The organism is Ornithinimicrobium ciconiae (genome assembly GCF_007197575.1).
In the GTDB taxonomy this organism is placed as follows: domain Bacteria; phylum Actinomycetota; class Actinomycetes; order Actinomycetales; family Dermatophilaceae; genus Ornithinicoccus; species Ornithinicoccus ciconiae.
Genome location: NZ_CP041616.1, coordinates 1218902 through 1245593 on the forward strand (window position 1 = coordinate 1218902; position 26692 = coordinate 1245593).

Annotated in this window: 23 protein-coding genes; 13 read left to right on the top strand and 10 right to left on the bottom strand. The window is 70.6% G+C overall.

Annotated elements, in window-relative coordinates; all coding sequences use genetic code 11:
- Window positions 1-3: 3 nt before the first annotated feature.
- Genes FNH13_RS05645 through FNH13_RS05655 form a run of 3 tightly spaced genes read right to left on the bottom strand, consistent with a single transcriptional unit; the run spans window position 4 to window position 3299 of the window.
- Window positions 4-1137 carry an Mrp/NBP35 family ATP-binding protein gene (locus FNH13_RS05645; protein ID WP_143782572.1) on the bottom strand — a complete coding sequence of 378 codons (1134 nt, stop codon included), beginning with the start codon at window positions 1135-1137 and terminating at the stop codon, window positions 4-6.
- A gap of 55 nt (window positions 1138-1192) precedes the next feature.
- Window positions 1193-1948, bottom strand: a complete 756-nt coding sequence (locus FNH13_RS05650) for a DUF1003 domain-containing protein (protein ID WP_407669951.1) — start codon at window positions 1946-1948, stop codon at window positions 1193-1195.
- On the bottom strand, window positions 1941-3299 hold the full coding sequence (locus FNH13_RS05655; protein WP_143782573.1) for a magnesium transporter: 1359 nt from the start codon (window positions 3297-3299) through the stop codon (window positions 1941-1943). Before FNH13_RS05655 ends, FNH13_RS05650 begins: the two co-directional genes overlap by 8 nt.
- A gap of 117 nt (window positions 3300-3416) precedes the next feature.
- On the opposite strand from FNH13_RS05655, the gene FNH13_RS19730 reads away from it, so the two are divergent.
- From FNH13_RS19730 to FNH13_RS05665, 3 genes are all read left to right on the top strand, one after another.
- A complete protein-coding gene (locus FNH13_RS19730; protein WP_267873008.1) occupies window positions 3417-3551 on the top strand; it encodes a hypothetical protein in 135 nt (44 codons plus the stop codon).
- A gap of 79 nt (window positions 3552-3630) precedes the next feature.
- The gene (locus FNH13_RS05660; RefSeq protein ID WP_228266603.1) at window positions 3631-4335 is read left to right on the top strand and encodes a general stress protein; all 705 of its coding nucleotides are present in this window, start codon (window positions 3631-3633) and stop codon (window positions 4333-4335) included.
- Window positions 4336-4362: 27 nt separating this feature from the next.
- Window positions 4363-5382, top strand: coding sequence for an LLM class flavin-dependent oxidoreductase (locus tag FNH13_RS05665; RefSeq protein ID WP_143782574.1), 1020 nt, complete (start codon window positions 4363-4365; stop codon window positions 5380-5382).
- Window positions 5383-5385: 3 nt separating this feature from the next.
- Here the strand turns inward: FNH13_RS05665 and FNH13_RS05670 are convergent, their stop codons facing one another.
- Window positions 5386-6879 (bottom strand): aminopeptidase P family protein, encoded by a 1494-nt coding sequence (locus tag FNH13_RS05670; protein ID WP_143782575.1) that lies wholly within the window; start codon window positions 6877-6879, stop codon window positions 5386-5388.
- A gap of 58 nt (window positions 6880-6937) precedes the next feature.
- On the opposite strand from FNH13_RS05670, the gene FNH13_RS05675 reads away from it, so the two are divergent.
- Window positions 6938-8470 carry a threonine/serine exporter family protein gene (locus FNH13_RS05675; protein WP_143782576.1) on the top strand — a complete coding sequence of 511 codons (1533 nt, stop codon included), beginning with the start codon at window positions 6938-6940 and terminating at the stop codon, window positions 8468-8470.
- On the opposite strand, the gene FNH13_RS05680 is transcribed toward FNH13_RS05675, so the two are convergent.
- Window positions 8471-9193 carry a RodZ family helix-turn-helix domain-containing protein gene (locus FNH13_RS05680; protein WP_143782577.1) on the bottom strand — a complete coding sequence of 241 codons (723 nt, stop codon included), beginning with the start codon at window positions 9191-9193 and terminating at the stop codon, window positions 8471-8473.
- A gap of 41 nt (window positions 9194-9234) precedes the next feature.
- Between FNH13_RS05680 and FNH13_RS05685 the strand changes: the two genes are divergently transcribed.
- Complete coding sequence (locus FNH13_RS05685) at window positions 9235-10101, top strand: PHP domain-containing protein (RefSeq protein ID WP_143782578.1); 867 nt, start codon at window positions 9235-9237, stop codon at window positions 10099-10101.
- 70 nt (window positions 10102-10171) lie between these two features.
- Here FNH13_RS05685 and FNH13_RS05690 read toward each other — a convergent pair whose 3' ends face one another.
- Window positions 10172-11701 carry a DEAD/DEAH box helicase gene (locus FNH13_RS05690; protein ID WP_143782579.1) on the bottom strand — a complete coding sequence of 510 codons (1530 nt, stop codon included), beginning with the start codon at window positions 11699-11701 and terminating at the stop codon, window positions 10172-10174.
- A 208-nt stretch (window positions 11702-11909) separates the two neighbouring features.
- On the opposite strand from FNH13_RS05690, the gene FNH13_RS05695 reads away from it, so the two are divergent.
- The gene (locus FNH13_RS05695; protein ID WP_143782580.1) at window positions 11910-12611 is read left to right on the top strand and encodes a ferritin-like fold-containing protein; all 702 of its coding nucleotides are present in this window, start codon (window positions 11910-11912) and stop codon (window positions 12609-12611) included.
- A 92-nt stretch (window positions 12612-12703) separates the two neighbouring features.
- Here FNH13_RS05695 and FNH13_RS05700 read toward each other — a convergent pair whose 3' ends face one another.
- The 3 genes from FNH13_RS05700 to FNH13_RS05710 form a co-directional block, all read right to left on the bottom strand.
- Window positions 12704-12988: a GlsB/YeaQ/YmgE family stress response membrane protein gene (locus FNH13_RS05700; protein ID WP_143782581.1), complete on the bottom strand. Its 285-nt coding sequence runs from the start codon at window positions 12986-12988 to the stop codon at window positions 12704-12706.
- Window positions 12989-13120: 132 nt separating this feature from the next.
- Window positions 13121-13345, bottom strand: coding sequence for a DUF3107 domain-containing protein (locus tag FNH13_RS05705; protein WP_143782582.1), 225 nt, complete (start codon window positions 13343-13345; stop codon window positions 13121-13123).
- A gap of 74 nt (window positions 13346-13419) precedes the next feature.
- The gene (locus FNH13_RS05710; RefSeq protein ID WP_228266604.1) at window positions 13420-14112 is read right to left on the bottom strand and encodes a TetR/AcrR family transcriptional regulator; all 693 of its coding nucleotides are present in this window, start codon (window positions 14110-14112) and stop codon (window positions 13420-13422) included.
- Window positions 14113-14157: 45 nt separating this feature from the next.
- On the opposite strand from FNH13_RS05710, the gene FNH13_RS05715 reads away from it, so the two are divergent.
- Genes FNH13_RS05715 through FNH13_RS05725 form a run of 3 tightly spaced genes read left to right on the top strand, consistent with a single transcriptional unit; the run spans window position 14158 to window position 20982 of the window.
- A complete protein-coding gene (locus tag FNH13_RS05715; RefSeq protein WP_229576573.1) occupies window positions 14158-14433 on the top strand; it encodes an MGMT family protein in 276 nt (91 codons plus the stop codon).
- Window positions 14434-14446: 13 nt separating this feature from the next.
- The gene (locus tag FNH13_RS05720; RefSeq protein WP_143782584.1) at window positions 14447-17707 is read left to right on the top strand and encodes an ATP-dependent helicase; all 3261 of its coding nucleotides are present in this window, start codon (window positions 14447-14449) and stop codon (window positions 17705-17707) included.
- 41 nt (window positions 17708-17748) lie between these two features.
- Window positions 17749-20982, top strand: coding sequence for an ATP-dependent helicase (locus tag FNH13_RS05725; protein WP_143782585.1), 3234 nt, complete (start codon window positions 17749-17751; stop codon window positions 20980-20982).
- 7 nt (window positions 20983-20989) lie between these two features.
- Here FNH13_RS05725 and FNH13_RS05730 read toward each other — a convergent pair whose 3' ends face one another.
- Complete coding sequence (locus FNH13_RS05730) at window positions 20990-22735, bottom strand: phosphotransferase (protein ID WP_143782586.1); 1746 nt, start codon at window positions 22733-22735, stop codon at window positions 20990-20992.
- Window positions 22736-22816: 81 nt separating this feature from the next.
- Between FNH13_RS05730 and nudC the strand changes: the two genes are divergently transcribed.
- The 4 genes from nudC to FNH13_RS05750 all read left to right on the top strand — a co-directional run bounded on the left by nudC (window position 22817) and on the right by FNH13_RS05750 (window position 26686).
- Window positions 22817-23785: an NAD(+) diphosphatase gene (nudC, locus tag FNH13_RS05735; protein WP_202878872.1), complete on the top strand. Its 969-nt coding sequence runs from the start codon at window positions 22817-22819 to the stop codon at window positions 23783-23785.
- Window positions 23782-25908, top strand: coding sequence for an ATP-dependent DNA helicase UvrD2 (locus FNH13_RS05740; protein ID WP_228266605.1), 2127 nt, complete (start codon window positions 23782-23784; stop codon window positions 25906-25908). The genes nudC and FNH13_RS05740 overlap by 4 nt, the downstream gene beginning before the upstream one ends.
- 107 nt (window positions 25909-26015) lie before the next feature.
- Complete coding sequence (locus FNH13_RS05745) at window positions 26016-26195, top strand: hypothetical protein (RefSeq protein WP_143782587.1); 180 nt, start codon at window positions 26016-26018, stop codon at window positions 26193-26195.
- Window positions 26196-26359: 164 nt separating this feature from the next.
- A complete protein-coding gene (locus tag FNH13_RS05750; protein WP_228266606.1) occupies window positions 26360-26686 on the top strand; it encodes a WhiB family transcriptional regulator in 327 nt (108 codons plus the stop codon).
- Window positions 26687-26692 lie beyond the last annotated feature (6 nt).

The following is a 26692-nucleotide window of genomic DNA, read 5'->3' on the forward strand; positions in this document are numbered from 1 at the left end:
AGGTCAGTGGCTGGTCGGGGTAATGCCGAGCTTGCGGCCGGCGAGGCCGCGGCCACGCTGGGCCAGCTGACGGGCGATGCCGCGCAACGCCGTGGCCGCGGGGGAGTCCGGTGTGCCCAGCACACTCGGCAGTCCGGCATCGCCGCCCTCGCGCAGGGTGGTGTCGAGCGGGATCTGACCCAGCAGCGGCACCTCGGCGCCGATCAAGCGGGACAGGCTCTCGGCCACCGCCTGCCCACCGCCGGAGCCGAAGATCTCCTGACGCGTGCCGTCCGGCAGCTCCAGCCAGGACATGTTCTCGATCACCCCGACCAGACGCTGGTGGGTCTGCAGGGCAATGGAGCCGGCCCGCTCGGCCACCTCAGCCGCAGCCTGCTGCGGGGTGGTGACCACCAGGATCTCGGAGTTGGGGAGCAGCTGGGCGATGCTGATCGCCACGTCTCCGGTGCCCGGGGGCAGGTCGAGCAGGAGCACGTCGATGTCACCCCAGAACACATCGCCCAGGAACTGCTGCATCGCCCGGTGCAGCATCGGCCCGCGCCAGACCACCGGCTGGTTGCCCGGCACGAACATGCCGATCGAGATGACCTTCACGTCGTGCGCCAGGGGAGGCAGGATCATGTCGTCGACCTGGGTGGGCTGGTGCTCGACGCCGAGCATGCGCGGCACCGAGAAGCCATAGATGTCGGCGTCGACCACCCCCACCCGCAGCCCCTCCGCGGCCATCGCCGCGGCCAGGTTGACGGTGACCGTGGACTTGCCGACACCACCCTTGCCGGAGGCCACGGCGTACACCCGGGTCAGGGTGTCCGGGCGGGCGAACGGGATCTCCTTCTCGGGGGCACCGCCGCGCAGCTGGGAGCGCAGCGCGCCGCGCTGCTCATCGCTCATCACGCCGAGTTGCACACGCACGTCGGTGACACCCTCGACGGCGGCGACGGCGGCCGTGACGTTCTTGGTGATCGTCTCTTTCATCGGACAGCCGGGCACGGTCAGCAGAATCGTGGTGTTGACGCGTCCGCCCTCATCAATGTCGACAGTGTCGACCATCCCGAGCTCGGTGATCGGCTTGCGGATCTCAGGGTCGTCAACCGTCGCCAGCGCAGCAGTGACGGCATCAAGGGTGGGAGCAGACATGTCTCCCATCGTATGCGCGCCGCCCGAAACTTCCGTGTCCAGGTCCCGCTGCGGGTCAGTGCGGTGGCTGTGCCGGGCCGCCAGCACCCGTCTCGCGGTCGGCGCGGTCACCGGGCCGGCCGTCGGTGCCGCCGTCGGTGCGAGTGGCGGTGCCGTCGCTGGGGCGGTCGACGTCCTTGGCCCGCGGCCCTCGAACGCCCTTGCGCCTGCTGGACCCGGCCCGGTCGTCCGTCGGCACGTCGTGGACCTCGGACTGCAGTCGCAGACCGCGCTCCTCCATCTCCTCCAGCAGGTTGCGCAGCTCGCTGCGCACGAAGTCCCGGGTGGCCGCGTCGCGCATCGCGATGCGCAGGGCCACCACCTCGCGGGTGAGGAACTCGGTGTCGGCCAGGTTGCGCTCGTCGCGGGTGCGGTCCTGCTCGATGACCACCTTGTCCCGGTCCGTCTGGCGGTTCTGGGCCAGAAGGATCAGCGGCGCGGCATACGAGGCCTGCAGGCTCAGCATCAGGGTGAGGAAGATGAAGGCATAGGGGTCGAACCGCAGATGGTCCGGAGCCATGAAGTTCCAGGCGATCCAGACGATGACGAAGACGGTCATGTAGCCCAGGAACCGGGCGGTGCCCATGAATCGGGCGAACGCCTCGGCGAACCGGCCGAAGGTGTCGGGGTCCATGGCGCGCCGGGTGACCAGACGCCGGCGGATCGCCAGCGGCTGGTCGAGGCGGTCCGTGCGCCCCTCGACCTCACGGTCCACGGCCCGATCGGCGAGTCGGTCCCGCCGCGACGGGGTGGACGGCGTTGGTTCAGACACGGGTGGCTCCCTCGCCCTTGGGGGTCAGGCCCGCCGGGCTCGCGGGGTCCGTCCCGGTCAGGTCGTCGGGCTCGTCATGCCGCTCCTCGCGCCAGTCCTCGGGCAGGATGTGATCGAGCACGTCGTCGACGGTGACCGCCCCGAGCAGGCGACCCTCCTCGTCGGTCACCGGCAGGGCGACCATGTTGTAGTTGGCCATCAACCTGGTCACTGTCTCCAGCGAGGCGTCAGCCGTCACCGGCTCGAAGTCGCGGTCCAGGATGCTGCCCAGCGACTGGTGCGGTGGCTCGCGCAGCAACTTCTGGATGTGCACGATGCCGATGAGCCGACCGGTCGGGGTCTCCAGCGGGGGGCGACAGACATAGACCAGGGACGCGACGGCGGGGGAGAGCTCCTGACGCCGCACCGTCGCCAGAGCCTCGGCGATGCTCGCCTCCGGCCCGAGGATGACCGGCTCCGGAGTCATCATGCCGCCCGCGGTGTTCTCGTCGTAGGTCAGCAGCCGCCGGATCGGCGCGGCCTCGTCGGGCTCCATCATCTGCAGCAGTTCCTCGACGGTGTCCGCGGGCAACTCGGAGAGCAGGTCGGTAGCGTCGTCGGGCTCCATCACCTCCAGCACGTCCGCGGCCCGCTCGGTCGTCAGACTGGTCAGGATCTCGACCCGGTCGTCGTCCGGCAGCTCCTCGAGCACGTCGGCCAGCATCTCGTCGTTCATCGCACTGGTGACCTCGGCCCGGCGCTTGGGCGTGAGGTCCTGGATCGCGTCGGCCAGGTCGGCCGGCTTGCGGTCCTCCAGGCTGTCCAGCAGCGCATGCGCCCCCTGCTCCGCGGCCGACAGGTGCAACCCCTCGACGTCGGTGATCGGCACCAGCACCGTCTCACCCTTGGGGCGGCGCAGCTGCAGCCCGGAGCGGGACCGGCTGGGAGCGCCCTTGCGGGCGAAGATGCGAGTCACCGCCCAGTCCCGGCTCGGCAGTTGCTCCAGGGCGACGTCCTCGACCACGGCCGGCTCCAGCCCGGTCTCATGGTCGACCAGCACCCGCACCGGCCGGTCGAACAGCTCCGCGACAACGCTGGTCTCTCCGGGACGCTGCTCAAACCGGCGCATGTTGACCAGGCCTGTGGTGATGACCTGCCCGGCATCGATCGTGGTCACCCGCGTCATCGGCACGAAGACCCGCCGGCGTCCGGGGACCTCCACCACCAGACCGATCGCTCGCGGCCCGCGACCGCGTAGCCGGGTCGACAGCACCAGGACCACATCCCGCACCCGGCCGACCTCATCGCCCAGGGGGTCAAAGACGCTCAGTCCGACCAACCGGGCCACGAAGACGCGGGAGTTGCTGCTCACCTGGGCAGGATACGTGTCCGCAGCACCTGTGACCGACCTCACCGTGCGTCTGGGAATCTTCTGGGCGCCGCGTACGTCATACTTAGTGAAGGATTCAATCAATCATTTGCAAGGAGCATGAACACCCAGATGGGTAACCACATCGGCAGCACGTACGACATCGCAACTCTTCGCGCCTACCGTCACCGGCTGCCCTCCGATGTTGCACGCAAGGCGCTGAAGCCGCGCAAGAGCCGTTTCAGCCTGCGCTGAGCGGTGAACCACCACCCCGATCGGCGCGGCACGGCCCGTTGGTGAGTCCCGCGCCCGAGATCAGTGTCAGGATGGTCCTGTGACCAGCATCCCCAGCAGCGGCCGCGGACGACTCAGCGGCCTGACTCTCGAATACCCGATGTCCCTGGGCGTCTTCGACAAGTACGAGGACGCCCAGAAGGCTGTCGACTTCCTGTCCGATCGTGAGTTTCCGGTCGAGAACTGCATGATCGTCGGGACCGACCTGCGACAGGTCGAGCGGGTCACCGGCCGCCTCACGACCGGTCGCGTGGCGCTCGCCGGCATCGTGACCGGCGTCTGGATGGGGCTCTTCGTGGGGCTGATCTTCGCGCTTTTCGCACCGAGCGGCGATGCCTTCATGACGGTCCTGTGGGCGATGCTCTTCGGAGGCGTCTTTGCTCTCGTCTGGGCGCTGATCGGACAGGCGCTGACCCGCGGTCAGCGCGACTTCACCTCGGTCTCCCAGGTCATCGCCACGCGCTATGAGGTCCTCACCGAGCACAAGTTCGCCCAGCAGGCGCGCGACCTGCTCGTCGAGTTGCCCACCAACCCCGGAGCGAGCGCCTGGACCCGGTCCCCGGCCCCGCAGCCGACCACTCCGCCGACCACTCCGCCGGCCTCCGCCCCCGAGACCCAGGACGGGTCGCGTCCCGCGCCTCCCGACCAGGGAGCGCCCGGTGGGCAGCCGGTCGGCGAGCTGCACGGCCAGGAGCCACAGGCAGCGCCCGGCGACACGGAGTCCGTCGACCCCCAGGGTCGCTAACCACCTCGTCAGGACGGGACGCCTCACGTGAAGCGCATCGGCTTCCTGTCCTTCGGTCACTGGACCGACTCACCCCACTCCCAGGTCCGGACCGCCTCGGACGCACTGCTGCAGTCCGTCGAGCTCGCGGTGGCCGCGGAGGAGATCGGTGCCGACGGTGCCTACTACCGGGTGCACCACTTTGCCCAGCAACTGGGCTCACCGTTTCCGCTGCTGTCCGCCATCGGTGCCCGCACCCGTCGTATCGAGATCGGCACCGGCGTGATCGACATGCGCTACGCCAACGCCCTGGCCATGGCCGAGGACGCCGGGGCGGCAGACCTGATCTCAGGTGGTCGGCTCCAGCTCGGCATCAGCCGTGGGTCACCCGAGCAGGTCATCGCGGGCTACGAGCACTTCGGCCACGTGCCGCTCGAGGGTGAGAGCGACGCTGACCTGGCCCGCCGGCATACGGCCCGCTTCCTCGAGGTGCTCGTGGGGGAGGGTTTCGCCGAGCCCAACCCGCGACCGATGTTTCCCAACCCACCCGGGCTGCTGCGCATCGAGCCACACTCACCGGGGCTGCGTCGACGCATCTGGTGGGGTACCGGATCCCGCGCCACGGCGGAGTGGACCGCGCGCAGGGGGATGAACCTGATGAGCTCGACGCTGCTGACCGAGGACACCGGCGTGCCCTTCCACCAGCTGCAGGCCGAGCAGATCCAGGTCTTCCGGGACGCCTGGACACAGGCCGGTCACGACTGGACCCCGCAGGTCTCGGTGAGTCGCAGCATCTTCCCGATCGTCACCGACACCGACCACCAGCTCTTTGGGCTGCAGACGCGCAGCCGGGACCAGGTCGGTCACCTCGAGGGTGGCCCGGCCCGCTTCGGCAAGACGTATGCCGGGGAGCCGGACGCGATCATCGAGCAGCTTGCGCAGGACGATGCGATCGCGGCGGCCGACGTGCTGCTGCTGACCGTGCCCAACCAGCTCGGCGTGGACTACAACGTGCACATCCTGGACAGCGTGCTGCGCCACGTGGCACCCGGGCTGGGCTGGCGCTGATCCCTAACGCTTGCCGCCCGAACGGACCCATGCCTCGACATCGTCGGCGGTGCGGGGGAGCGCGACCGACAGGTTGCGGCACCCGTCGTCGGTGATGACGATGTCGTCCTCGATGCGCACCCCGATCCCGCGGTACTCCTCCGGCACGAGCAGGTCGTCCGCCTTGAAGTACAGGCCCGGCTCCACGGTCAGCACCATGCCCGGCTTCAGCTCCGCGTCCATGTAGTCCTCGCGGAGGGCCAGCGCGCAGTCGTGCACGTCGAGGCCCAGGTGGTGGCTGGTGCCGTGCACCATCCAGCGACGGTGCAGCTGGCCGTGCTCGGCGTCCAGGGTGTCCTCGACCGTGACGCCCTCGGGCAGCAGGCCCCACTCGTGGAGCTTGGTGGCGATGACCCTGATCGCCGCGGCATGGACGTCGCTGAACTTGTTGCCCGGCTTCGCGGCGGCCAGTCCGGCCTCCTGGGCCTCGAGGACCGCCTCATAGATCTTGCGCTGGATCTCGGTGAAGGTGCCGTTGACGGGGACCGTGCGGGTGACGTCGGCGGTGAAGAGTGAGTCGATCTCGACGCCGGCGTCGAGCAGGAGGAGTCCCCCGTCCGTGACCTCGCCGGTGTTGCGGATCCAGTGCAGCGTGGTGGCGTGGTCGCCCGCCGCGCAGATCGAGTCGTAGCCCACCCCGTTGCCCGAGTGTCGGGCGTGCAGCCCGAAGACGCCCTCGACCCAGCGCTCGCCGCGCCCGCGGCGCACTGCCTCTGGCAACTCGGCGACGACCGCATCGAACGCCTCCGTGGTCGCGTCGCAGGCCTGCTGCATCTGCTCGACCTCCCACTCATCCTTGACCAGCCGCAGCGTGGACAGGAAGCGGGAGAGATCGACGTCTGCCTGCGCGGACGTCTCGGCGTTGTGCTCGACGGACTGGCTGCGGGCGGTCTCGACGACCTCCGCGACCTCGCTGTCCGCCTCGCGCACGACCCGGATGCCGATGGCCCCGGCGTCCTTGGAGACCGCGTCGGGCAACTCGGACAGGTCCCGGGTCGAGATGCCGAGCTCGGCGGCCATGCTCGCCAGGGTGGGGCGCCGACCGACCCAGAACTCACCGACGCGAGCATCGGCGAAGAACTCCTCGCTGTCGCGCCCGGCCAACGGACGGAAGTAGAGGACAGCCTCGTGCCCACCCTCCTCCAACGGGTCCAGGACCAGCACGGCGTCCGGCTCACGGTCCGAGCCCAGGCCGGTCAGGTGCGCGAAGGCGCTGTGCGGACGGAAGACATAGTCGGTGTCATTGCTGCGCACCTTCAGGCCGCCAGCAGGAATCACCAGGCGCTCCCCGGGGAAGGCGGCGGAGACGCTGTCCCGGCGCGCGTCGGCATACCGTGCAGCCTCGGACTGGGTGGGCAGCTCGGTGTCGTGCTCGGCCCACCCCCGGGCGATGAAGGCCCGGAACGCGGGGCTGGTCGGGCGGCTGCGGTGCTCGGGCTTGGGCTGCTTCTCACTCACCGCTCAATCCTCGCATGTCCGGGGCGCCGGTCCGCTGCGGAGTCCCTAGGGTGGGTGGGTGACCGATCGCCCCAACCTGCCTGACGTGCCGCTCGGTGCCACCGAGGTGCCGCTGGGTGGTGACGTCACCGGTCCGCAGGTGATCACCGGGCCTCAGGTCCGGGCCACCCCGCGCGTCGGCCGGGACTGGAGGCGGCGCGCGCAGTGGGCGGTGCGAGGGGTCAGCCCGCCCACCACGGCGATTGCCGTGCCGGGCAGCGACGACGAGGTGAGCCAACGACACGCCCGTGCCGTCATCGATCTGGCGCTGCGGGTGGGCGAGGCGATGCTGTCGACGGGGGCCTCGGCCTCAGAGGTCGTGGCGACGGTCCTGCGGCTGACCGGGGCCTATGGCATCCGGTCCGCTCACGTCGACATCACCTTTACGTCCATCACGGTGTCCATCCACCGCGGCCTGAACGACGACCCCCTGGCTGTGCTGCGGGTGATCCGGGTGCGGAGCCTGGACTACACCCGGCTGCAGCACCTGCAGCTGCTGGTGGATGAGATTGCCCACCGGGCGCCGGGCGAGGAGGCCCTCGATCCGGAGGTGGCACGCGACCGGCTCGCGCACATCCTGTCCGCTCCGCACCCCTACCGCCGGTGGCTGGCGACGAGCGGCAGCGCGTTGCTGGCCGTGGGTGTCGTCGTGCTCTTCGGCGCCGAGTGGTTCACCATGGCCCTTGCCGCCCTGTCCGCGGTGCTCATCGATCAGGTGCAGCGTTGGCTGTCCCGGCTCGGTGTCGCGGCCTTCTTCAGCCAGGCCGTCAGCGCCGCGATACCGACCGCCCTGGCCGTGCTGATCTTCTGGTTACTCTCTCAGGGGTGGGACATCCCCGGCATCGACCAGCCATCCCTCGTGGTCATCGCCGGCATCATCATGCTGCTGGCGGGACTGACCGTGATGGGCGCGGCCCAGGACGCCATCGACGGCTACTACGTCACGGCGGGAGCCAGGGGTCTGGAGGTGCTCGTCCTCACCCTCGGCATCGCGGTTGGCGTGACCACGGTCCTGGGTCTGGCCTGGCGTCTCGGTGTGCCGATGGAGATCAGTCCCAACCTCATCCTGAGGGGGTCACCACTGGTGGTCACCGTCGCGGCGGCCGCCATTGCCGGCGGCTTCGCGCTGTCCACCTATACCGGTCTTCGTGCGACGCTGCTGGCAGCCGCCATCTCCGCCGGGGCCTCGGTGATCTATCAGGTCATGCTCGAGCTCCAGCTGGGCACCGGCGAGTCGGTGGTCCTGCCCGCCGCCGTGGTCGGTGCCCTGGCGTATGCCGCGCACCGCGTCCTGCGCGTCCCAGAACTGGCCATCATCACTGCGGGGATCGTGCCCATGCTCCCCGGGCTCGCCGTCTATCGCGCTCTGTTCCAGCTGATGGACAACACCGTCTTGTTCCCGAACGCCGCGACCGACTTCATCATTGCCCTGTCGATCGGCCTCGGCCTGGCCTCCGGGGTCTGGATCGGGCAGTATGCCGCGCGCCGCAAGTTCGGGCTGGACCTGGCGGCGCAGCGGGCCCGCGCGCGGTCCCGGGGTGCGCCGCTCTGATCAGTCGGCCCAGGACCAGGTGTCCAGCACCTCGTCCATCACCGGCTCGGTGGCTTCCTGCTGGGTCTTGGCACTGCTGAAGGTGGCGACGTAGAGGCGATCTCCGTGCTCGACCCACCACTGGGTCTGCGCGACCTCCACCCCGCTGGTGGTGCGGGTCAGGACGAACCCGAAGGCTTCTTCGCCGTCGATCTCGATGGGGTCGATCAGCTCATACTCCCCGTCGGCGCCGGCGACCTGCTCAGCCGCTGCTTCGATCGACTGCTCGAGGTCGCCGATGGGGTCCTCGCTGGCCACCACGAGGTTGGTGAAGAACTCATCGGTCTTCTCGTCGTCGCGCAGGGCGATCTCGACCTCCTGCTCGACCTGTCCGGTCACGTCCAGCCACCCCGCAGGTGGCGTGACGGTGAAGGCCTGGTCCGCCGACGTCGCGGGCCCGCTCTGGGTGGTGGCCTCTGCGTCGTCGGCCGGGTTGGTGGTGGTCTCTGCGTCGTCGGCCGGGTCGGTGGTGGCCTCTGCGTCGTCGGCCGGGTCGGTCGTCGCCTGCACGTCGTCGGTGGGCGTGTCGCTCTCTTCCGACGCCGAGGGGGAGTCCTCGATCTCGGGATCGTCGTCGCTGCTGCAGCCGGCCAGCATCAGGGCGCTCAGCCCGACTCCCACGGCTGCGGTGCGCCAGGTGGAGGCGCGTCGGATCAGGGTTCCTCGGTCTTTTCGAGCAGTCACCCGACCCAGTATGCCGCGCTCGGGCCGCGTAGGTTGCATCTATGCGTATCGACCTGCACACCCACTCCACCGCCAGCGACGGCACGGAGCCGCCCGAGCAGGTGGTCAGGGCTGGCGCCGCCGCAGGCCTGGACGTGCTGGCGCTGACGGACCACGACACGACCGTGGGGTGGGAGGCCGCCGGTCACGCGGGCGCGCAGGCAGGCGTCACCGTGGTGCCCGGGATGGAGTTGTCCTGCTCCTTCCGCGGCATCAGCCTGCACGTGCTCGCCTACCTGTTCGACCCTGCCGCCGAGGACCTGCTGGCGGAGACGACCCGCTCGCGCGAGTCGCGCGAGACCCGCTTGCAGGCGATGGCCGAGCTGCTGATCGAGGACGGCCACCTGGACAGCTACGAGCAGGTGCTGGCGCAGGTCCCCGCCGGTGCCACGATGGGCCGTCCGCACCTGGCCGACGCCATGGTCGCTGCCGGGCGGTTCGCCAGTCGTGACGAGGCGTTCGCCGATGTCCTCAGTTCCCGATCCCGCTACTACGTCGGGCACTATGCGCCTTCTCCGGTGACCGCGGTCCAGGCCATCCGTGCAGCCGGGGGTGTGCCGGTCATCGCGCACCCCTTTGCAGACTCGCGCGGCCGCACGGTCGGCGAGGACGTCATCGAGCAGATGGCGCTGGCGGGACTCGCCGGGATCGAGGTCGACCACCGCGACCACTCACCACAGGCTCGGGAGCGAGCCGCTGCGCTGGCGCGGCGGCTGGGACTGTTGGCGACAGGGTCCAGCGACTATCACGGCACCGGCAAGCCGAACCGTCTTGGTGAGAACACCACGAGTGAAGGGGTGCTCCACGCCATCCTGGAACTCGGGACCGGGTCGGGCCTATTCGGGGCTGATCTCGCCCGTCGGGGCTGATCTCGCCCGTCGGGATGTGAGCTCTCCCGGTCGGTGGCAGCCGTGGTGGCTGCCCCGGCCGGGTGTGTGATTACTGGGTGGCTGGCTGGCCGCTGCCGCCGCGACGGCGCTGCCGGGTGCGGGGCTTGCGCTGACGGGGCTCACCACTGGACTGTCCGTCCGGTGTGCGCTGGGCCGTGCTGCCCTCACCCGCACCATCGCGACCGCCGGAACGGCTGGCGCCGCCCGAGCGGCCACCGCCCGAGCGTCCACCACCCGAGCGGCCACCACCGGAGCGGCCACCGTCGGAGGAGCGTCCGCCCGGGCGTCGACCACCGGTTTCGCCGAGGTCCTCGTAGCGCTCGGCGGACAGGCCCTCACGGGTCCGGGCTGATTTGGGCAGCGTGCCGCGGGTGCCCTCAGGGATCTTCATCTCGGCAAACAGGTGCGGCGAGGAGGAGTAGGTCTCCGTCGGCTCGGGGATGCCGAGGTCGAGGGTCTTGTTGATCATGCCCCATCGGTGGAGGTCGTCCCAGTCAACGAAGGTGACGGCGACACCGGTGGCACCCGCGCGACCGGTGCGGCCGATGCGGTGCAGGTAGGTCTTCTCGTCCTCCGGGCACTGATAGTTGATGACGTGGGTGACGGCCTCGACGTCGATCCCACGGGCGGCGACATCGGTGGCAACCAGGATGTCGACCTTGCCGTTGCGGAACGCTCGCAGCGCCTGCTCGCGGGCCCCCTGCCCCAGATCGCCGTGGATCGCGGCGGCCGCGAAGCCGCGCTCAGAGAGGTCGTCAGCCACCTTGGCCGCCGTCCGCTTTGTGCGCGCGAAGATGATCGTCAGGCCCCGGCCCTCGGCCTGCAGGATGCGGGCCAGCATCTCGACCTTGTCCATCGCGTGCGCCCGATAGACGAACTGCTCGACGGCGGCCACGGTGTGGCCCTCGCCGTCCTCGCTCATCGCGCGGATGTGGGTCGGCTGGGTCATGTAGCGGCGGGCCAGCGAGACCACGGCCCCCGGCATGGTGGCCGAGAAGAGCATGGTCTGACGGCCGGCGGGAGTCATCGACAGCAGTTTTTCGACGTCGGGGAGGAAGCCCAGGTCAAGCATCTCGTCGGCCTCGTCAAGAACGACCGTGCGGGCGTGGCCCAGGTCGAGATGGCCCTGCTGAGCCAGGTCGATCAGCCGGCCCGGGGTGCCGACGACGATCTCGATGCCACGGCGCAGCGCGTCGATCTGCGGCTCGTAGGCCCGGCCGCCATAGACGGTCAGCACCCGGATCCCGCCACGCTGAGCTGCGGCGCGAGTGAGGTCTCCGGCAACCTGCACGGCCAGCTCACGGGTCGGGGCCACGGCCAGCGCCTGGGGTGCTCCCGGCTTGGCGAGCGCATCGAAACCCTCGTCCTGGGGAGCGACCGTGCGCTGGATCATCGGGATGCCGAAGCCGAGGGTCTTGCCGGTGCCCGTCTTGGCCTGCCCGATGATGTCGTGGCCATCGAGGGCGACGGGCAGGGTCATGGACTGGATCGGGAACGGGTGGGTGATGCCGCCCTCGGCGAGTGCTCGGACGATGTCGTCGTGCACCGCAAAGTCGGCAAATGTGCGGGTTTCTTCCATGGTTGAGTGTCTTCCGGTCGGCGGGCCTGCACCGGGATCGTGGCGACGTCTCCGGTGGTGGGCGCGCCGCGGCGCGCACTGCGGACCCTGCATGGTCGGGCCGATCGGAAGTCTTCTTGGGCGGCTGCGCTGGCAGCCAGGCGTCATGCCGACCGGGCACCGCTGGTGGCAACAGTCTAAGGCCTCGGCGGCGCGCTACCGTTCACCCATGGAGCATGAGCAGCAGGCAGGCATCGTCGAACCCCGGTCGGTGGAGCACAACGGCCCCGAGCCGGTGACCGAGCTCCTGGGAGCGATCGGCTACGCCGAGCTCGTCGCGGGCCTGCGCATGGCTGCCGACGCACTCACCGCGCCCGCACTCGATGTCCGGATCTGGATGGGACGGTCTGCTGGTGCCGAGTTGGAGCACTTCGAACGCATCGCGGGACGGTTGCGCGACATGGGGCGCGACCCCGAGGCGGCGATGGCGCCATTCACGGGGCCGGTCGATGCCTTTCACGAGCGCACTCGGCCCCGGGACTGGCTCGAGGCACTGGTCAAGGTCTATGTCGGCGACGGCATCGCCCGCGACTTCTACCGCGAGATCGCCCAACACGTTGACCAGCCCGCCCGCGACCTGATCGAGTCGGTGCTGCAGGTCGACGCCCAGGAGGAGTTTGCCGTGCGCGCGGTCACCGACGCGATCGAGCTGGACCCGACAGTCGCAGGACGCTTGGCTCTCTGGGCTCGCCGGCTGGTCGGTGAGGCCATCGCCCAGACGCAGTATGTCGCGCTCGAACGTGACGCGCTGATGGGCCTGTTGGTCGGTGGGGAGGCCAGCGAGGTGGATCTGGCAGACCTGGGGCGGATGTTCACCAGGCTCATGGAACTGCACGGCGAGCGGATGGCCCGGCTCGGGCTGACTCCCTGACCGACCCAACCACAACAGCCCGCCACGGCAGAAGGCGTGGTCCCCGCTGGGGGACCACGCCTTCCGTCGTGTTGCGGGCTAGGTGCTGGAGGTCAGCGCAGCCGCTTGTGGGTGTCGTCCTTGCCGGTGATGGCGCCGTAGATGAGCACCAGCACGATGGCCACGACGATGCCGAGGGCGAAGGCGATCCAGTCGATGCCCTTCGTGTTCTCGTTGCCGCTGAGGAGGGTGTACAGCCAGGACCCTCCGACGGAGCCCACTGCGCCGATCAGGATGGTCATCGGCAGGGAGATGTTCTGCTTGCCGGGCAGGATGAGACGTGCCAACGGCCCGATGATGCAGCCGACGATCAGCGCCCCGATGATGGTCCAAATCATGTGATCGCACCTTTCTTGCCGTGCGGGCACGGCGCTTTTCCTGGCAGCCCGAGTTCCGGAGCTGCTGGCCTAGAGGATCTAGGCGGTGTTCATGGTACTGGTGTGGCTGGAGTGGTGTGGGATTTGCGCTGACTAGTAACTTCCGAAGCCGACCCGTCCGGCGTCCTCGACACCGATCTCGACGTAGCCAATGGCCTCGACCGGCACCACGACGAGACGTCCCTTGTCGTCCGAGAGCGACAGCGGACCCTCGCCCGCCAGCGCGGCGGTCACAATGTCCTGGACCTCCTGCGGGGTCTGGGTGGACTCGACGACTACCTCACGGCTGACCTGCTTGACACCGATTCGTACTTCCATGCTCCCTCAATCTCCTGATGGCTGTTGCGGCGCCGGTCGGGGCGCCCTTGCGGAGTCTCTCGTGTGGCCCAACGTTAGTCGGCGCTGGTTTCTGCCCGGTTCAGCGGGAAACGGCCCAGACCACGCCAGGCGACCGTGGCCACGAGGTCGACCGCCTCTTCCAGCGGGGTCGGGCGGCCCTCGGAGACCCACTGCTGGGCGCAGGCCTGGGCCATGCCGACCAGGCTGACTCCGAGCAGTTGGGCGCTGCGGAAGGGCAGACCGGTGTCCTCGACAATCAGCCTGGCCACGGCGTCCGCGCACGCGCGATAGGGCCGGTCCAGCAGTTGGCGCACGGCGGGCTCGCTGACCAGGTCGGTCTCAAAGAGCAGGCGGTGCGCGCCGTTGGGTGCGTCCGCGAACTCGAAGTAGGCACGCACGGTGGCCGTGATCCGCTCGGCGTTGTCCTCGCTCGAGGTGAGCGCCGCCTCCAACTGACTGATGAGCAGGTCACTCTGCGTCTCCAGCAGCCCGAGGTAGAGCTCAAGCTTGCCGTCGAAGTGCTGATAGAGCACCGGCTTGCTCACTCCGGCCCGCTCGGCAATCTCGTCCATCGAGGTGGCGTGGTAACCGGATTCGACGAACGCGCCCTGCGCAGTCGCCAGCAGCTGCTCGCGACGCTCGGCGCGGGGGAGACGAGCGTTGATGGTCGCGTCGTTGCTCGGCAGGTTGTCCTCCTCGGGTCGTGCTCCGACGGGAGCGCTCGGTCCTATCCTGGGCCGATGCACCCGGACACGGCAGACCCAGCGCCGCTTCCGGCGTTTGCTGGCCGTGTGATCGACCTTGTCGACACTATCCCCTCCGGGCGTGTCCTCAGCTATGGGGACATCGCAGAACTGCTGGAGTATGGCGGGGCGCGCCAGGTCGGTCAGGTCATGTCGCGCTACGGGAGCGCCACGAACTGGTGGCGGGTGGTTCGCGCCGACGGCAGGCTCCCCCAGGGGCACGAGGTCGAGGCCAGGCAGCGGCACGTGGCGGAGGGAACCCCGCTGACCAGGACCGGGATCGACATGCGCCGGGCCCGGTGGGACGGTGTCGGTGGCCCCTGATCAGATAGTCCTGATGAGCACCCCGACGGATCACCTCGACCCCTCCCAGCGTGCGGCCGTGCGCGAGCGTGTGCCGGTGCTGACGGTGCTCGGGGCACCCGGCACGGGCAAGACGCACGTGGCGGTCGCCACGGTCACCGACCGCGTGGTGCGGGACGGACTGTCGGCCGATGCCGCCCTGGTGCTGGCGCCCACCCGGGTGGCAGCCGGGCGGCTGCGTGACGCGATCACGGCAGCGGTCGGAGGCACGACCACGCAGCCAACGGCCCGCACACCCTCGGCCTTCGCCTTCAGTCTCCTGGCCGATGCCGCCGCTGCCGACGAGGAGCCAGCGCCCCGCCTGTTGACCGGCGCCGAGCAGGACGTGGTGCTCGGCGACCTGCTGGCCGGACACCGTGAGTCGGGACGCGGACCCCGCTGGCCGAGCGGGTTGCGTGAGGCACTTGGCACCCGTGGCTTCCGGGACCAGTTGCGCGACCTGCTGATGCGCACGGTCGAGAACGGCCTCGGCCCCGAGGAGCTGGCCGATCTCGCTGACCAGCAGGGTCGTCCGGAGTGGCGGGCGGCCGCCGAGGTGCTGCGCGAGTACGACCAGGTGACTGCTCTCCAGCGCCCGGCTGCCTACGACCCGGCCTGGATCTGCACCGCCGCGGCGGACCGGCTGGCCGCCGACGAGGAGCTGCTGGGGCAGGTGCGTCGGCGGATCCAGCTCGTGGTCGTGGACGACGCCCAGGAGCTCACCGCCTCCGCGGCGCGTCTGATTGAGCAGGTCCACCACGCCGGGATGTCGGTCGTGCTGATCGGTGACGGCGACGTGACGGGCCAGGGCTTTCGGGGTGCTGACCCGGCACGGTTCATGCGACTGGCGGACCGGTTGGCGGCCCGCTGCGAGAGCGCCTGCGCGCGCGCTGTGCTCGCCGTGAGTCATCGGCGCGGCACCGTGCTGATGGAGGCCACCGGCCGGGTAGTTGACCGGGTCGGCGCGGCCACCGGAGTGGACCACCGACGACCCGAGCCACGGGGGGAGTCTGCGCCCGTGGGGCTCGAGTCTGCCGAGCAGCCGGAGGGCGCTGGTCATTCTGCGCTCTGCGTCCCCGCGCCGGCGTTGCCGGAGCCGCTGAGCGTTCGCACCGTGCGCACCGCGGCCCAGGAGGCTGCCTTGGTGGCCGGCTGGTTCCGCGAAGCGCACCTGGGGGAGGCCGCGCTCCCGTGGTCGCGCATGGCGGTGCTGGCGCGCAGCCGCTCGCGGCTCGAGCAGGTGCGTCGCGCCTTGGTCAACGCCGGTGTCCCGGTGCACGATCCGCCCAGCACTGGGGCGCTGCAGGAGCACGCGGTAGTGCGGGCGCTGCTGCTGGCTTATGAGCTCTGCCTGCGCCCGACCCCGCACTGCACTTCCAGCGAGGCGGTGGAGTTGGTGACCTCCGCGCTCGGTGGTGCGGATCCGGTGGCCATGCTGCGGCTGCGTCGGGTCTTGGCCGCGGGGGAGCGAGAGTCGGGTGGGGCCCGACCCTCGGAGGAGGTGCTGGCCGCACTCCTGGACCAACCTGGGCTGTTGCAGTTCCTGGGACCGGACGCGGAGCCCGCGGCGCGCTGCGCCGAGGTCCTCGCGGCTGGCCGGTCGGCAGCCGCGCGCGACGAGCACGGCGGCTGGGGTCCGGGCGTCACCGCTGAGACCGTCTTGTGGGCACTCTGGTCGACGGCCGGGGTGGCTGACGCCTGGCGGGTGGCGGCTCTCGCCGGCGGACCAGCCGGGGCTCGTGCGGATCGGGACCTCGACGCGGTCATGACTCTCTTCGGAGCCGCGGAAGCCTACGTTGACAGGTTGCCCGGGCGTGGCCCCGACGGCTTCCTGGCACACGTCCGGGCGTTGCAGGTCAGCCCCGACTCCCTGGTGGCGCGGGCGCGACCGACCGAGGCGGTGGAGGTGCTCACCCCACAGTCGGCAGCAGGGCGGGAGTGGGACCGGGTCGCGGTGGTTGGGGTGCAGGAGGGGGCGTGGCCGGACCTGCGGCTGCGTGACTCATTGCTGGGCGCCGAGACCCTGGTGTCCGTGCTGCACGGACGAGAGGTTCAGGGACCGGCCGGACTGCGGGCGGCCCAGGCCCAGGTCCGGGTCGACGAGGTGCGTCAGTTCTATGCCGCGCTGACCCGCAGCAGGCAGGCGCTCCTGGTGACTGCAGTGGCCAGCGTGGATGAGCAGCCGTCGAGCTTCCTGGACCTGCTGGACCCGGTCGAGGGGGAGCGGGTGCCGGTCGAGGTGGCCCCGCCGCTGACCCTGCGCAGCCTGGTGGCCCGGCTGCGCGCAGACCTGGTCCGGGCCCAACGTGCCGGCGACCAGGAGGCCAGGGATCGTGCTGCAGCGCACCTGCTGACGCTGGACGAGGCTGGAGTGCCGGGAGCGGATCCCGCCAGCTGGTGGCACGGTCGGGCGCTGTCCGACGACCGGGCCCTGCAGGCGGAGGGGCCGGTGCCGGTCTCGCCGTCACGCGTCCAGGTCTTTAGCGAGTGCCAGTTGCGCTGGATCCTGGGCTCCCACGGTGGTGACGCCGGGGGTGCCACCGCCAGCGCGGTCGGCACCCTGGTCCATGACGTCGTCGCAGAGGCACCCGGCGGTGAGGTGGAGGAGCTGACCGAGGCGCTGCGCGCGCGGTGGCACGAGCTGGCACTGGGCGAGGGCTGGGTCCAGACCCGCCAGTGGGAGCGTGCCGTGCGCATGCTGCAGCGTTATGCCGGGTATGCCGCCGAGGCCGCGGCAGAGGGGCGGGAGCTGGTGGGCGTCGAACTGGACATCACCGCGCGGCACGAGCGCGCGCTGATCACCGGTCGGGTGGACCGGCTCGAGCGGGAGGCGTCCGGTGACCTGTTGGTGATCGACCTCAAGACCGGCTCGTCCCGTCCGGCGGGCAAGGAGATCCCGCACCACCCACAGCTCGGGGTCTATCAGGTCGCGGTGGTTCAGGGAGGACAGATCACCAGGACCGATGACGCAGGGCAGACCACCGATGTCCCGGTTCAGGATGCTGCTCAGCGCTCGGCCGGTGCGGCGCTCGTGCACCTCGGGGCAGCGAGCGGCACCACCACGGTGACCCATGGCACCCAGCGACAGGCACCACTGGACCAGGACCCGGATCCGGGCTGGGCGCACGACCTGGTGGCCCGCACCGCAGACGGCATGGCGGGAGCCGAGTTCCCGGCCTCACCGGGCCACTGGTGCCGGGTGTGTCCGGTGCGCTTCAGCTGCCCGATCCAGCCGGAGGGGCGGATGCTCGCGTGAGCCGGCACGCCGAACCCCACGCTGGAGGCGGGACGGTGCCTGTGAGGCCCGCTGCACCTCCCGCAGCTCCGCTCGGAGCCCTCGAGATCGCCGCCGCCCTCGGTCAGCTGCCACCGACCGATGAGCAGATCGCAGTCATCGAGGCGCCCCTGGAGCCCACCCTGGTCGTGGCCGGGGCAGGCTCGGGCAAGACCGAGACCATGGCGGCCCGAGTGGTCTGGCTGGTCGTCAACCGGATCGTGCGCCCCGAGGAGGTGCTGGGCCTGACGTTCACCCGCAAGGCCGCCATCGAGCTCGGTGAGCGCATCGGTCGCCGGCTGCGCGCGGCGACCGAGCGGGGTTTGTGGGCCCCGGAGGAGGACGAGGTGCCGCTCCCGGAGGTCTCGACCTACCACGCCTATGCCGGTCGTCTGGTCTCCGAGCACGGGCTGCGCTGGGGGATTGAGCCAGACTCGCGGTTGTTGTCCGAGGCCTCGGCGTGGCAACTAGCCCACGAGGTGGTGCACACCACTGATGCCGACATGACGGGCTTCGAGAAGGCTCCCTCGACCCTGGTGGACGCGGTCCTGTCCCTGTCCGGGGAGCTGGCTGAGCACCTCGTGGACCCCGGGCCGGCCAGGGACCTGGTTGAGCGCTTCGCGGACCGGCTGTCCACGCTGCCCGGCAGGGACCACAAGAAGGCCCTCGCGGTGGGGCCCGCGACGGCCAGCGCGCTCCGGGACCAGGCGCGGGTCTATCCGCTGGTGGACCGCTACCGCGAGCTCAAGCGCTCCAGGGGCCTGCTGGACTTCGCCGACCAGATGGCTCTGGCCGCACAACTGGCGGCCAGTCTGCCCGTGGTCGGAGACCAGGAGCGACACCTGCACCGAGCGGTGCTCCTGGACGAGTTCCAGGACACCAGCGAGGCCCAGATGGTGCTGCTGTCCAGCTTGTTCTCCGGGCACCAGCTGCCGTTGACCGCTGTCGGCGACCCAAGCCAGTCCATCTACGGGTGGCGGGGGGCGAGCGCCACCACTCTGAGCACCTTCCCCGAGGCCTTTCCCGCGGGCGGGCGTCCGGCCACCGTCCTGCCGTTGTCCACGTCCTGGCGCAACGCCGAACGCATCCTGGCCGTGGCCAACGATGTCTCCGCCTCGTTGCGACGAGGCAGCAAGGTGCCGGTGGCCGAGCTGCGACCCCGCCCAGCCGTCGACACCGGCACGGTGCGCGCGGCACGCCTGCTGACGCACCGTGACGAAGCGCGCTATGTCGCCGAGTGGGTGCGTGGCCATTGGCTCGACGAGGACGGCTCACCCACCGGCCGCACCGCAGCTGTGCTGTGCCGCAACCGGGCACAGTTCGACGAGATCGTCCAGGCACTGCGCGGCCAGGGCCTCCCGGTCGAGATCGTCGGTCTCGGTGGCCTGCTGAGCGCCCCCGAGGTCGCTGACCTGGTCGCGGTGCTCACCGTGGCCCAGGACCCGACTCGCGGTGATGCGCTGATGCGACTGCTCACCGGTCCCGTCTGCCGGCTCGGCGCTGCAGACATCGACGGTCTGTGGGCCTGGGTGGGGGCCCTGGCGGAGCGGGACGGGCTGCCGCGCAGCGAGGTCGTGCTCTCCGACGCCCTCGACCGACTGCCACCGCCGACCTGGAGCGCCTCCCGGGGGCGCCGGGTCAGCGAGACCGCCCTGCACCGGGTGCGGGCGCTCGGACAGGCCATCGGCCGGGTGCGGACCCTGGCCGGGCTGCCGCTGCCCGAGCTGCTGGTGGAGGCGGAGCGCGCCATCGGGCTGGACCTTGAGGTCACCTCCGATCCAGACCTGCCGCCCGCGTGGGGCCGGGCCCAGCTTGATGCCCTTGTCGAGGTGGCCGCCACCTTCTCGCTGAGTGCTGAGCGACCTACTCTCGGTGGCTTCGTGGACTGGCTCGAGGCGGCCCGTGAGCGCGAGCGCGGACTGGAGATGGCTGAGGTGGCGGTGTCGGAGTCGGCCGTTCAGGTGCTGACCGTCCACGCGGCCAAGGGGCTCGAGTGGGACGTCGTTGCGGTGCCGGGTCTGGCCGAGGGGATCTTCCCGTCATACACGACCCAGACGCGGGTGAGTGACACCGGCTGGAGAGCAGGTCAGCCCCGGGACAAGGGGTGGCTCACCGGGATCGGGGCACTGCCCTATCCCCTGCGCGGAGATGCGGCTGGACTCCCGGCCCTGCCGCTGGACTCCGTGGCGGACACCCACGAGCTGCGCGACGCAGTGGAGGACTTCGCTGTCGCCGGGGGCAAGCACCAGCTACAGGAGGAACGCCGCCTGGCCTATGTCGCCTTCACCCGGGCCCGACACGACCTGCTGGTCAGCGCCCCGGTGTGGTCGACCGGGCAGACCCCCCGGGAGACCTCCCGGTTCCTCACCGAGGTGATTGCCTCCCGGGATGGCGCGGTGGAGCTGGCGCGCTGGGAGCCGATGCCAGAGATGGACGATCCGGCGCAGGCGGTGAACCCGCTGCTGGCCGAGGAGCAGTTCGCGCCGTGGCCGGTGCACCCTGACGCCCGACGCGAGTTGGTGACTGACGTCGTGCAGGCGGTCCTGGATGCCCGGCGTGCCGGCACCCTCGCGGCACCCCCCGCCGATGACCCCGTCGGCCTCGACGTGACTCGGCTCCTGCGGGAACGGGACGCCGCCAGGGCAGCGCGGGGCGCGGTCACCGCTGGGGAGCTGCCACCGCACCTGTCGACGTCAGGTCTGGTGGAGCTTGCAGCCGACCCAGACTCCTACCTGCGCTCCCTGCGCCGGCCCCTGCCACGGCCTCCGGCCCAGGCGGCCCGGGCTGGGACGGCCTTCCACGCTTGGGTGGAGCGGCACTACGGCGTGCCTTCGCTCGTCGAGCTCGAGGAGTTGCTGCCGGGGCAGGAGCAGGACGTCATCGACCTGTCCGTCATGCGTGCCAACTTCCTCGCCAGCGAATGGTCCGGGCAGATCCCGGTCGACGTGGAGATCTCTGTCGAGACGGTGATCGGAGGGCGAGCGATCCGGGGCCGCATCGACGCCGTCTTCGCCGACGGAGACGAGTTTGTCGTCGTGGACTGGAAAACCGGCTCACCCGGGTCCGCTGAGGCCCAGCAGAGTCGGCTCGTGCAGCTGGCCGTCTACCGTCTGGCCTATGCCCGGCTGCGTGGGATCGACCCTGAGCGGGTCACCGCCGCGTTCTTCTTTGCGGCCACGGGTGAGACGGTCCGTCCCGACCTGCCGTCCGAGCAGGACGTCGAGGACCTCGTGAGGCGGGTGGCAGCGGTCGGCTGATCGTTCGTCACCGGCCGTCGGGGTCCGCCGCGCCGAGGTCGGGATCGTCGGGCATGCCGTAGAGCGTGTGCAGCCGCTCGTCCGCGGCGCGCTGCTCCCGCTCCTGGGCGTCGGCCTCCTGCTTGAGCAGCTCAGCCTCCTGCGGGTCAGGCGGTCCGCCCTGCCCCTCCTCCGGTGCGGAACTGTCGGCAGACGGGTCGCTTGCCTCCTCCGGTGCAGTGTCGTCGGCAGAGGGGGCGCTCAGGTCCACAGCGGCGGGGGACGGGTCAGCGCCCGTGGCCCCGACGGGGTGGAACATCGGGATGGGAGCCGTCACGTCCGCTGCTGACACCGGCTCCAGGTGGGCTCCATCGGCAGGTGACTCCACGATGACTGCCGGCTCGTCGTCGTTGTCGGTGTCGTCGACCTCGATCGCCGGGTGGTCCTCCGACTCGAGAGGGTTCTCGGTCTGCTCGTCGACCGCTGCCTCCGCCCGAGGGTCGATCGGTGCTTCAGGGTCGGTCTCTGCCTCCGCCTGAGCGTCGACCGGTGCTTCAGGGTCGGTCTCTGCCTCGGCGGGTGCCTCGGAGCCGGTCTCTGCCTCTGCGGGTCCTTCGGAGTCGGACGCTGTGCGGGCGTCGAGGTCGGTGCTGACGGCATCCGGCTGCGCGCTGGGGAGCAGCGGCACCGGAGCCGTGGTGTCCACGTCCGCCGTCACGGTCGGGGCGCTCGGGTCCGCAGCGGGGTCACCGAACGGTTCCCCGGTGCCGGGTCCCTCCTCCTGCCGCGAGAGGTCTGTCACCGCAGTGACCGGCTCCAGTGCGGTCCGCGGGACCAGGGAGTTGTCGCTTGTCGTCAACCGGTCCAACTTGCGCAGCTCATCGGCCCGACGGCGCACGAAGGCTTCGTCGCCACTGCCGACCGCTGCCGCCAGCCCGGTGAGCAGTCTCATCTCCGAGGCCAGGCGGGCCCGGTGCAGCAGATAACCGTCCGGCCGCTGGGACCGGGCCAGCGAGTAACTCTCAAAGGTGCTGTCCACGGCCCGAGGGTTGGCCAACTCGACCAGCCGGGCGAAGTCCTCGGCGGGGTCCCCGACCTGTGCGCGCTCCCACCCGGAGAGGCCGACCACGCGGCCACTGGCCGCGTCGGAGTCGTCGGAGAAGGCCACCAGGAACGAGGAGCCGTCCAGCGTGCCGTGGGTCGGCGCCGTGGCGAACTTCCACATCGACACGGCATCCAGAGCCTGCTCCCACCGGGCGAGCAGACCGTTGGGCACGTGGCCGGTCTCGGCGGCCCGGTCCAGCTCGGCGAGCTTGCGGGCACGCACCTCGTCGGCGTCGAAGACCGGGACGGCGAACTCCTCGAAGAGCTCGCGCGGCATGTTGTGCACCGCCGCGATCGCGCGTCCCACGGCGCTGGCCAGACCCGGGCCCACCGGCAGGTGACGCAGGCTCAGGGCCAGCCCCTCGACATACGGATAGACCACCGCACGTCCGTCCGGGCCCAGATCGGCATAGCCCGCGGCCGCCGGCACCTTGAACGGCAGGTGGCGGCCGAGCTGGCGGATCAGGTCGTCATTGCGCTCCAGCTCCGCACCCGCCGCGGCCCCCAGCGGGGAACGGATCAGCCAGGTGCGTCCCGTCACGTCCTCGATCAGGGCGGACTGGTGCTGCGGGGTCTCCTCGCCGGTGCGGATGGCAGCGACCGACACCGGTCGCATTCCGGGCACGGCGGCAGTGGCCAGTGCGGCCAGAGCCAGGTCGCTACGAATCACCCTCCCACCGTATGTCGTGATGCGGGCACCGTGCCGGATGCCGCGCGACACGGGGCCCGCGGCGGCGCCTACAGTGGAGTGGTGAGTTTGGATTCGGAGGCACTGCTCGACCTGTCGCTCTCCCGGGGAACCCTCCACCGCAACGGAAACGGCAGACGGGACGGCGATCCGGTCTCACGTGCGCTCGCGGACGCCAGCACCCGCGTCATCGACCTAGCCGACGGGCGTGCCCTCACCTGCCGGGTCGACGGACGGTTGCGGCTGGTCCACCGGGCACCCCGGTTTGCGGACTCCAGCCTCAGCACGCTCTATCTGGGCCACGACGCCGAGGGCATCGACTACGTGGCCGTCGTCCAGGACTTGGAGGGAGGCGCCGACCCGGTGGAGAGCCCGGGGTGGCGCTCCCTGCGAGAGGCCGGCGCAGAGCTCGACGACACCGACTCCGGGGTGCTGACCACTGCGGTCGCCCTGGCGAACTGGCACGCCCGGCACGGCTTCTGCCCCCGGTGCGGCTCCACCACCGAGGTGGAGGAGGGCGGTTGGGTGCGGCGCTGCACCCAGGACGGTTCGCAGCACTACCCGCGCACGGACGCCGCGATCATCGTGGCAGTGGTCGACCCAGACGAACGGATCCTGCTCGCCCGCGGCCCCCACTGGCCCGAGGGACGACTGTCGGTGCTGGCTGGTTTTGTGGAGGCCGGTGAGTCGTTGGAGAGCGCGGTGCGCCGTGAGGTGCTGGAGGAGGTGGGCCTGGAGGTGCACGACCTGTCCTACAAGGGCAACCAGCCCTGGCCCTTCCCCGCCTCCCTGATGGTGGGCTACACGGCACGCACCAACGGCACGACGATCACCCCGGACCCGGTGGAGATCGTCGAGGCGGCCTGGTTCAGCCGCGGTGAGCTCTCCCTGGCCGCCCGCGCCGGCGAGATCGGTCTGCCCCCACGCGTCTCGATCGCCCGGCACCTCATCGAGCACTGGCTGGGCGGCCCGCTGGAGGCCGCGAGCGACCTGCAGGGTGCCCGCCCGGGAGCCTCCCGGGCGGTCCGGTGACCCTGCCCGTCGGGGCAGTCGAGGGCCGGCCCGCCTCTGCCGACGACATCCTGAGCGGCCTGGACCCCGAGCAGCATGCGGTCGCCGCCACCCCGACGGGGCCGATGTGTGTGCTGGCCGGCGCCGGGACCGGCAAGACCCGCGCCATCACCCACCGCATCGCGTATGGCGTGTGGTCCGGCACCTACCACGCCCACCAGGTGCTGGCGGTCACCTTCACCGCCCGCGCCGCCGGTGAGATGCGCACGCGGCTGCGCTCGCTGGGCGTGCCTGGTGTCCAGGCCCGCACCTTCCACGCCGCAGCCCTGCGTCAGCTGCAGTATTTCTGGCCCCAGGCTGTCGGCGGCGCGCCGCCAGAGGTCGTTGCCCAGAAGGCGCCTGCGGTGGCCGAGGCCGCGGGCCGTCTGCGGCTGCGTCTGGACCGACCGGCCCTGCGCGACCTTGCGTCGGAGATCGAGTGGGCCAAGGTCAACCTGATCACCCCACAGAACTATCCGCAGGAGGTGGCCGGAAAGCGGGACGGGGTCGCCGGCCTGGACCCGACGGCGGTCGCCCGCCTCATGAGCACCTATGAGGACGTCAAGGGTGAGCGGCACACCATCGACTTCGAGGATGTCCTCCTGCTCATGGTCGGCATCCTGGACGCGCACCCCAGGATCGCGGCCTCGGTGCGTGACCAGTACCGGCACTTCGTCGTCGACGAATATCAGGACGTCAACCCGGTGCAGCAGCAACTCCTCGACCTCTGGCTCGGTGGGCGCCAGGAGATCTGCGTGGTCGGTGACCCGGCACAGACCATCTACTCCTTCACCGGTGCCTCGCCCACGCACCTCCTGGAGTTCCCACGACGCCACCCCAAGGCCACGGTGGTCCGCCTGGTGCGCAACTACCGGTCCTCACCGCAGATCGTCCAGGTGGCCAATCTCGTGCTCGGCGCCGGAGCCCGTGGTGGGATCGAGCTGCGGGCGGAGGGTGCGGCCGGCCCCGCGCCCGGAGTCACGGCATACCCCGATGACATGGCCGAGGCTGCCGGTGTGGCAGACGCAATCCGCGAGCTCATCGGCACCGGCACTCCCGCCAGCCAGATCGCGGTCCTCTTTCGCACCAACGCGCAGTCCCAGGCGGTGGAGTCCGCGCTCGCCTCCCGCGACGTCCCCTACCTGGTGCGCGGTGGCGAGCGGTTCTTCTCGCGCACCGAGGTCCGTCAGGCACTGTTGCTGCTGCGCGGGGCCAGCCGTGGGGACAGTGGTAGCGCACCACTGGGCACGGCCGTGCGCGACGTCATCGGCGGCGCCGGGTGGAGCCCGGAGCCGCCAGCGGCCGGCGCGGCGAGCCGGGAGCGCTGGGAGTCGTTGGAAGCGCTGGCCAACCTGGCCGATGATCTCTCCGCGTCGGAGCCGGAGCTGCGGATCGCCGGGTTCGTCGCCGAACTGGACCGCCGAGCCACCGAGCAGCACGCCCCGACCGTGCAGGGAGTGACCCTCGCCTCGCTGCACGCGGCCAAGGGGCTGGAGTGGGATGCCGTCTTCCTCATCGGGTGCAGCGAGGGACTCATGCCGATCTCCATGGCCGAGGGCGCAGAGCGGATCGAGGAGGAGCGACGGCTGCTGTATGTCGGGCTCACCCGGGCACGCCGAGACCTGCGGCTGAGTTGGGCAGCCGCACGGGGAGCTGGAGGGCGGGCCGGACGCAAACCAACACGCTTCCTGCAGCCGGCCGCCCGGGTGCTGGGGATGACCACCGGTCCGGGCAGTCGGCCCTCGGCTCCCGCTGCGCGCAAACCCCGTCGACCCAAGAACTGCCGGACCTGTGGTGCGGTGCTCGAGTCGGCGGCCGAGCGCAAGATCGGTCGGTGCGCTGACTGCCCGCCCACCTACGACGAGGCAACCTTCGACCGATTGCGGGCCTGGCGACTCGAGATTTCCCGGGAGCAGGAGGTCCCCGCCTTCGTCGTCTTCACGGACGCGACACTGACCGCCATCGCCGAGACCGGCCCGGACTCGGTGGACGCGCTGTCGCAGATCCCGGGCGTGGGACCGCGCAAACTGGCGCTCTATGGGGACGATGTCCTCACTGTTCTTGCAGGCCAGGAGGTTGTTCACACTTCAAGGAAAGATTCTTGATTAATTCCGTTGCGCCGTCGTTGGGGACCCGCGTACGGTAGTTCCTGACCGAGCCACCGGGGGTGACAACCGGGGGTCCACAGATGTGAGCGAGAGGAGGCGGGAACATGAACAACATCAAGCTGATCGACGTGGCTGGCACCAAGGGTGCCGTGTGCCGTGATGCCGCCAGCTCGTTTGTGGAGCGTGAGCGCATCGTCCGCACCGGCCTCTTCGGGGCCGTTGCCGGCGCCGACACCATCCCTGCCACCGATGTGGCGTTCCTTGCTGTGAGGATCCCGGGCTAGATCCGACTCTCCCTCGCAGGCCGCGGAACCCCAACAGAGGATCCGCGGCCTTTGTGCATCTCGTAGGTGCTCAAGACCTGGGTCCTCCCACAAGGAGCCAAGTCATGACTGATCAGCACCGGGCCGCGGGCCCACACCGGAACTGCACACCACGTGAGAGAGGCATGAGCGTGTCAACCCACGCAGACGTCATGGACGTCGAGGACACCGCACCATCGTCCCCCTGGTTGGTCGGGGGACCAGCCACCGACCCGGACCGGCTCCCGTGCCGGGAGCACCCAGCGGACCTGTGGTTCGCCGAGCTGCCCGAGGACGTCGAGACCGCCAAGGCCCTCTGCGGCGACTGCCCCATCAGGGCGCTCTGCCTGCAGCAGGCCTTGGAGCGCAGCGAACCGTGGGGCGTGTGGGGCGGACAACTCGTCCTCCAAGGTGTCGTGGTGCCGCGCAAGCGGCGCCGCGGACGCCCCCGCAAGAACCCTGTCGCCGCGTGAGGCGAC

What these genes read in the sequence shown, in the direction of transcription:
- FNH13_RS05645 (WP_143782572.1), bottom strand. Translation starts at nt 1,137, where the DNA reads ATGTCTGCTCCCACCCTTGATGCCGTCACTGCTGCGCTGGCGACGGTT.
- FNH13_RS19730 (WP_267873008.1), top strand. Translation starts at nt 3,417, where the DNA reads ATGAACACCCAGATGGGTAACCACATCGGCAGCACGTACGACATCGCA.
- FNH13_RS05685 (WP_143782578.1), top strand. Translation starts at nt 9,235, where the DNA reads ATGCGTATCGACCTGCACACCCACTCCACCGCCAGCGACGGCACGGAG.
- FNH13_RS05690 (WP_143782579.1), bottom strand. Translation starts at nt 11,701, where the DNA reads ATGGAAGAAACCCGCACATTTGCCGACTTTGCGGTGCACGACGACATC.
- FNH13_RS05695 (WP_143782580.1), top strand. Translation starts at nt 11,910, where the DNA reads ATGGAGCATGAGCAGCAGGCAGGCATCGTCGAACCCCGGTCGGTGGAG.
- FNH13_RS05700 (WP_143782581.1), bottom strand. Translation starts at nt 12,988, where the DNA reads ATGATTTGGACCATCATCGGGGCGCTGATCGTCGGCTGCATCATCGGG.
- FNH13_RS05705 (WP_143782582.1), bottom strand. Translation starts at nt 13,345, where the DNA reads ATGGAAGTACGAATCGGTGTCAAGCAGGTCAGCCGTGAGGTAGTCGTC.
- FNH13_RS05720 (WP_143782584.1), top strand. Translation starts at nt 14,447, where the DNA reads ATGAGCACCCCGACGGATCACCTCGACCCCTCCCAGCGTGCGGCCGTG.
- FNH13_RS05745 (WP_143782587.1), top strand. Translation starts at nt 26,016, where the DNA reads ATGAACAACATCAAGCTGATCGACGTGGCTGGCACCAAGGGTGCCGTG.
- FNH13_RS05750 (WP_228266606.1), top strand. Translation starts at nt 26,360, where the DNA reads ATGAGCGTGTCAACCCACGCAGACGTCATGGACGTCGAGGACACCGCA.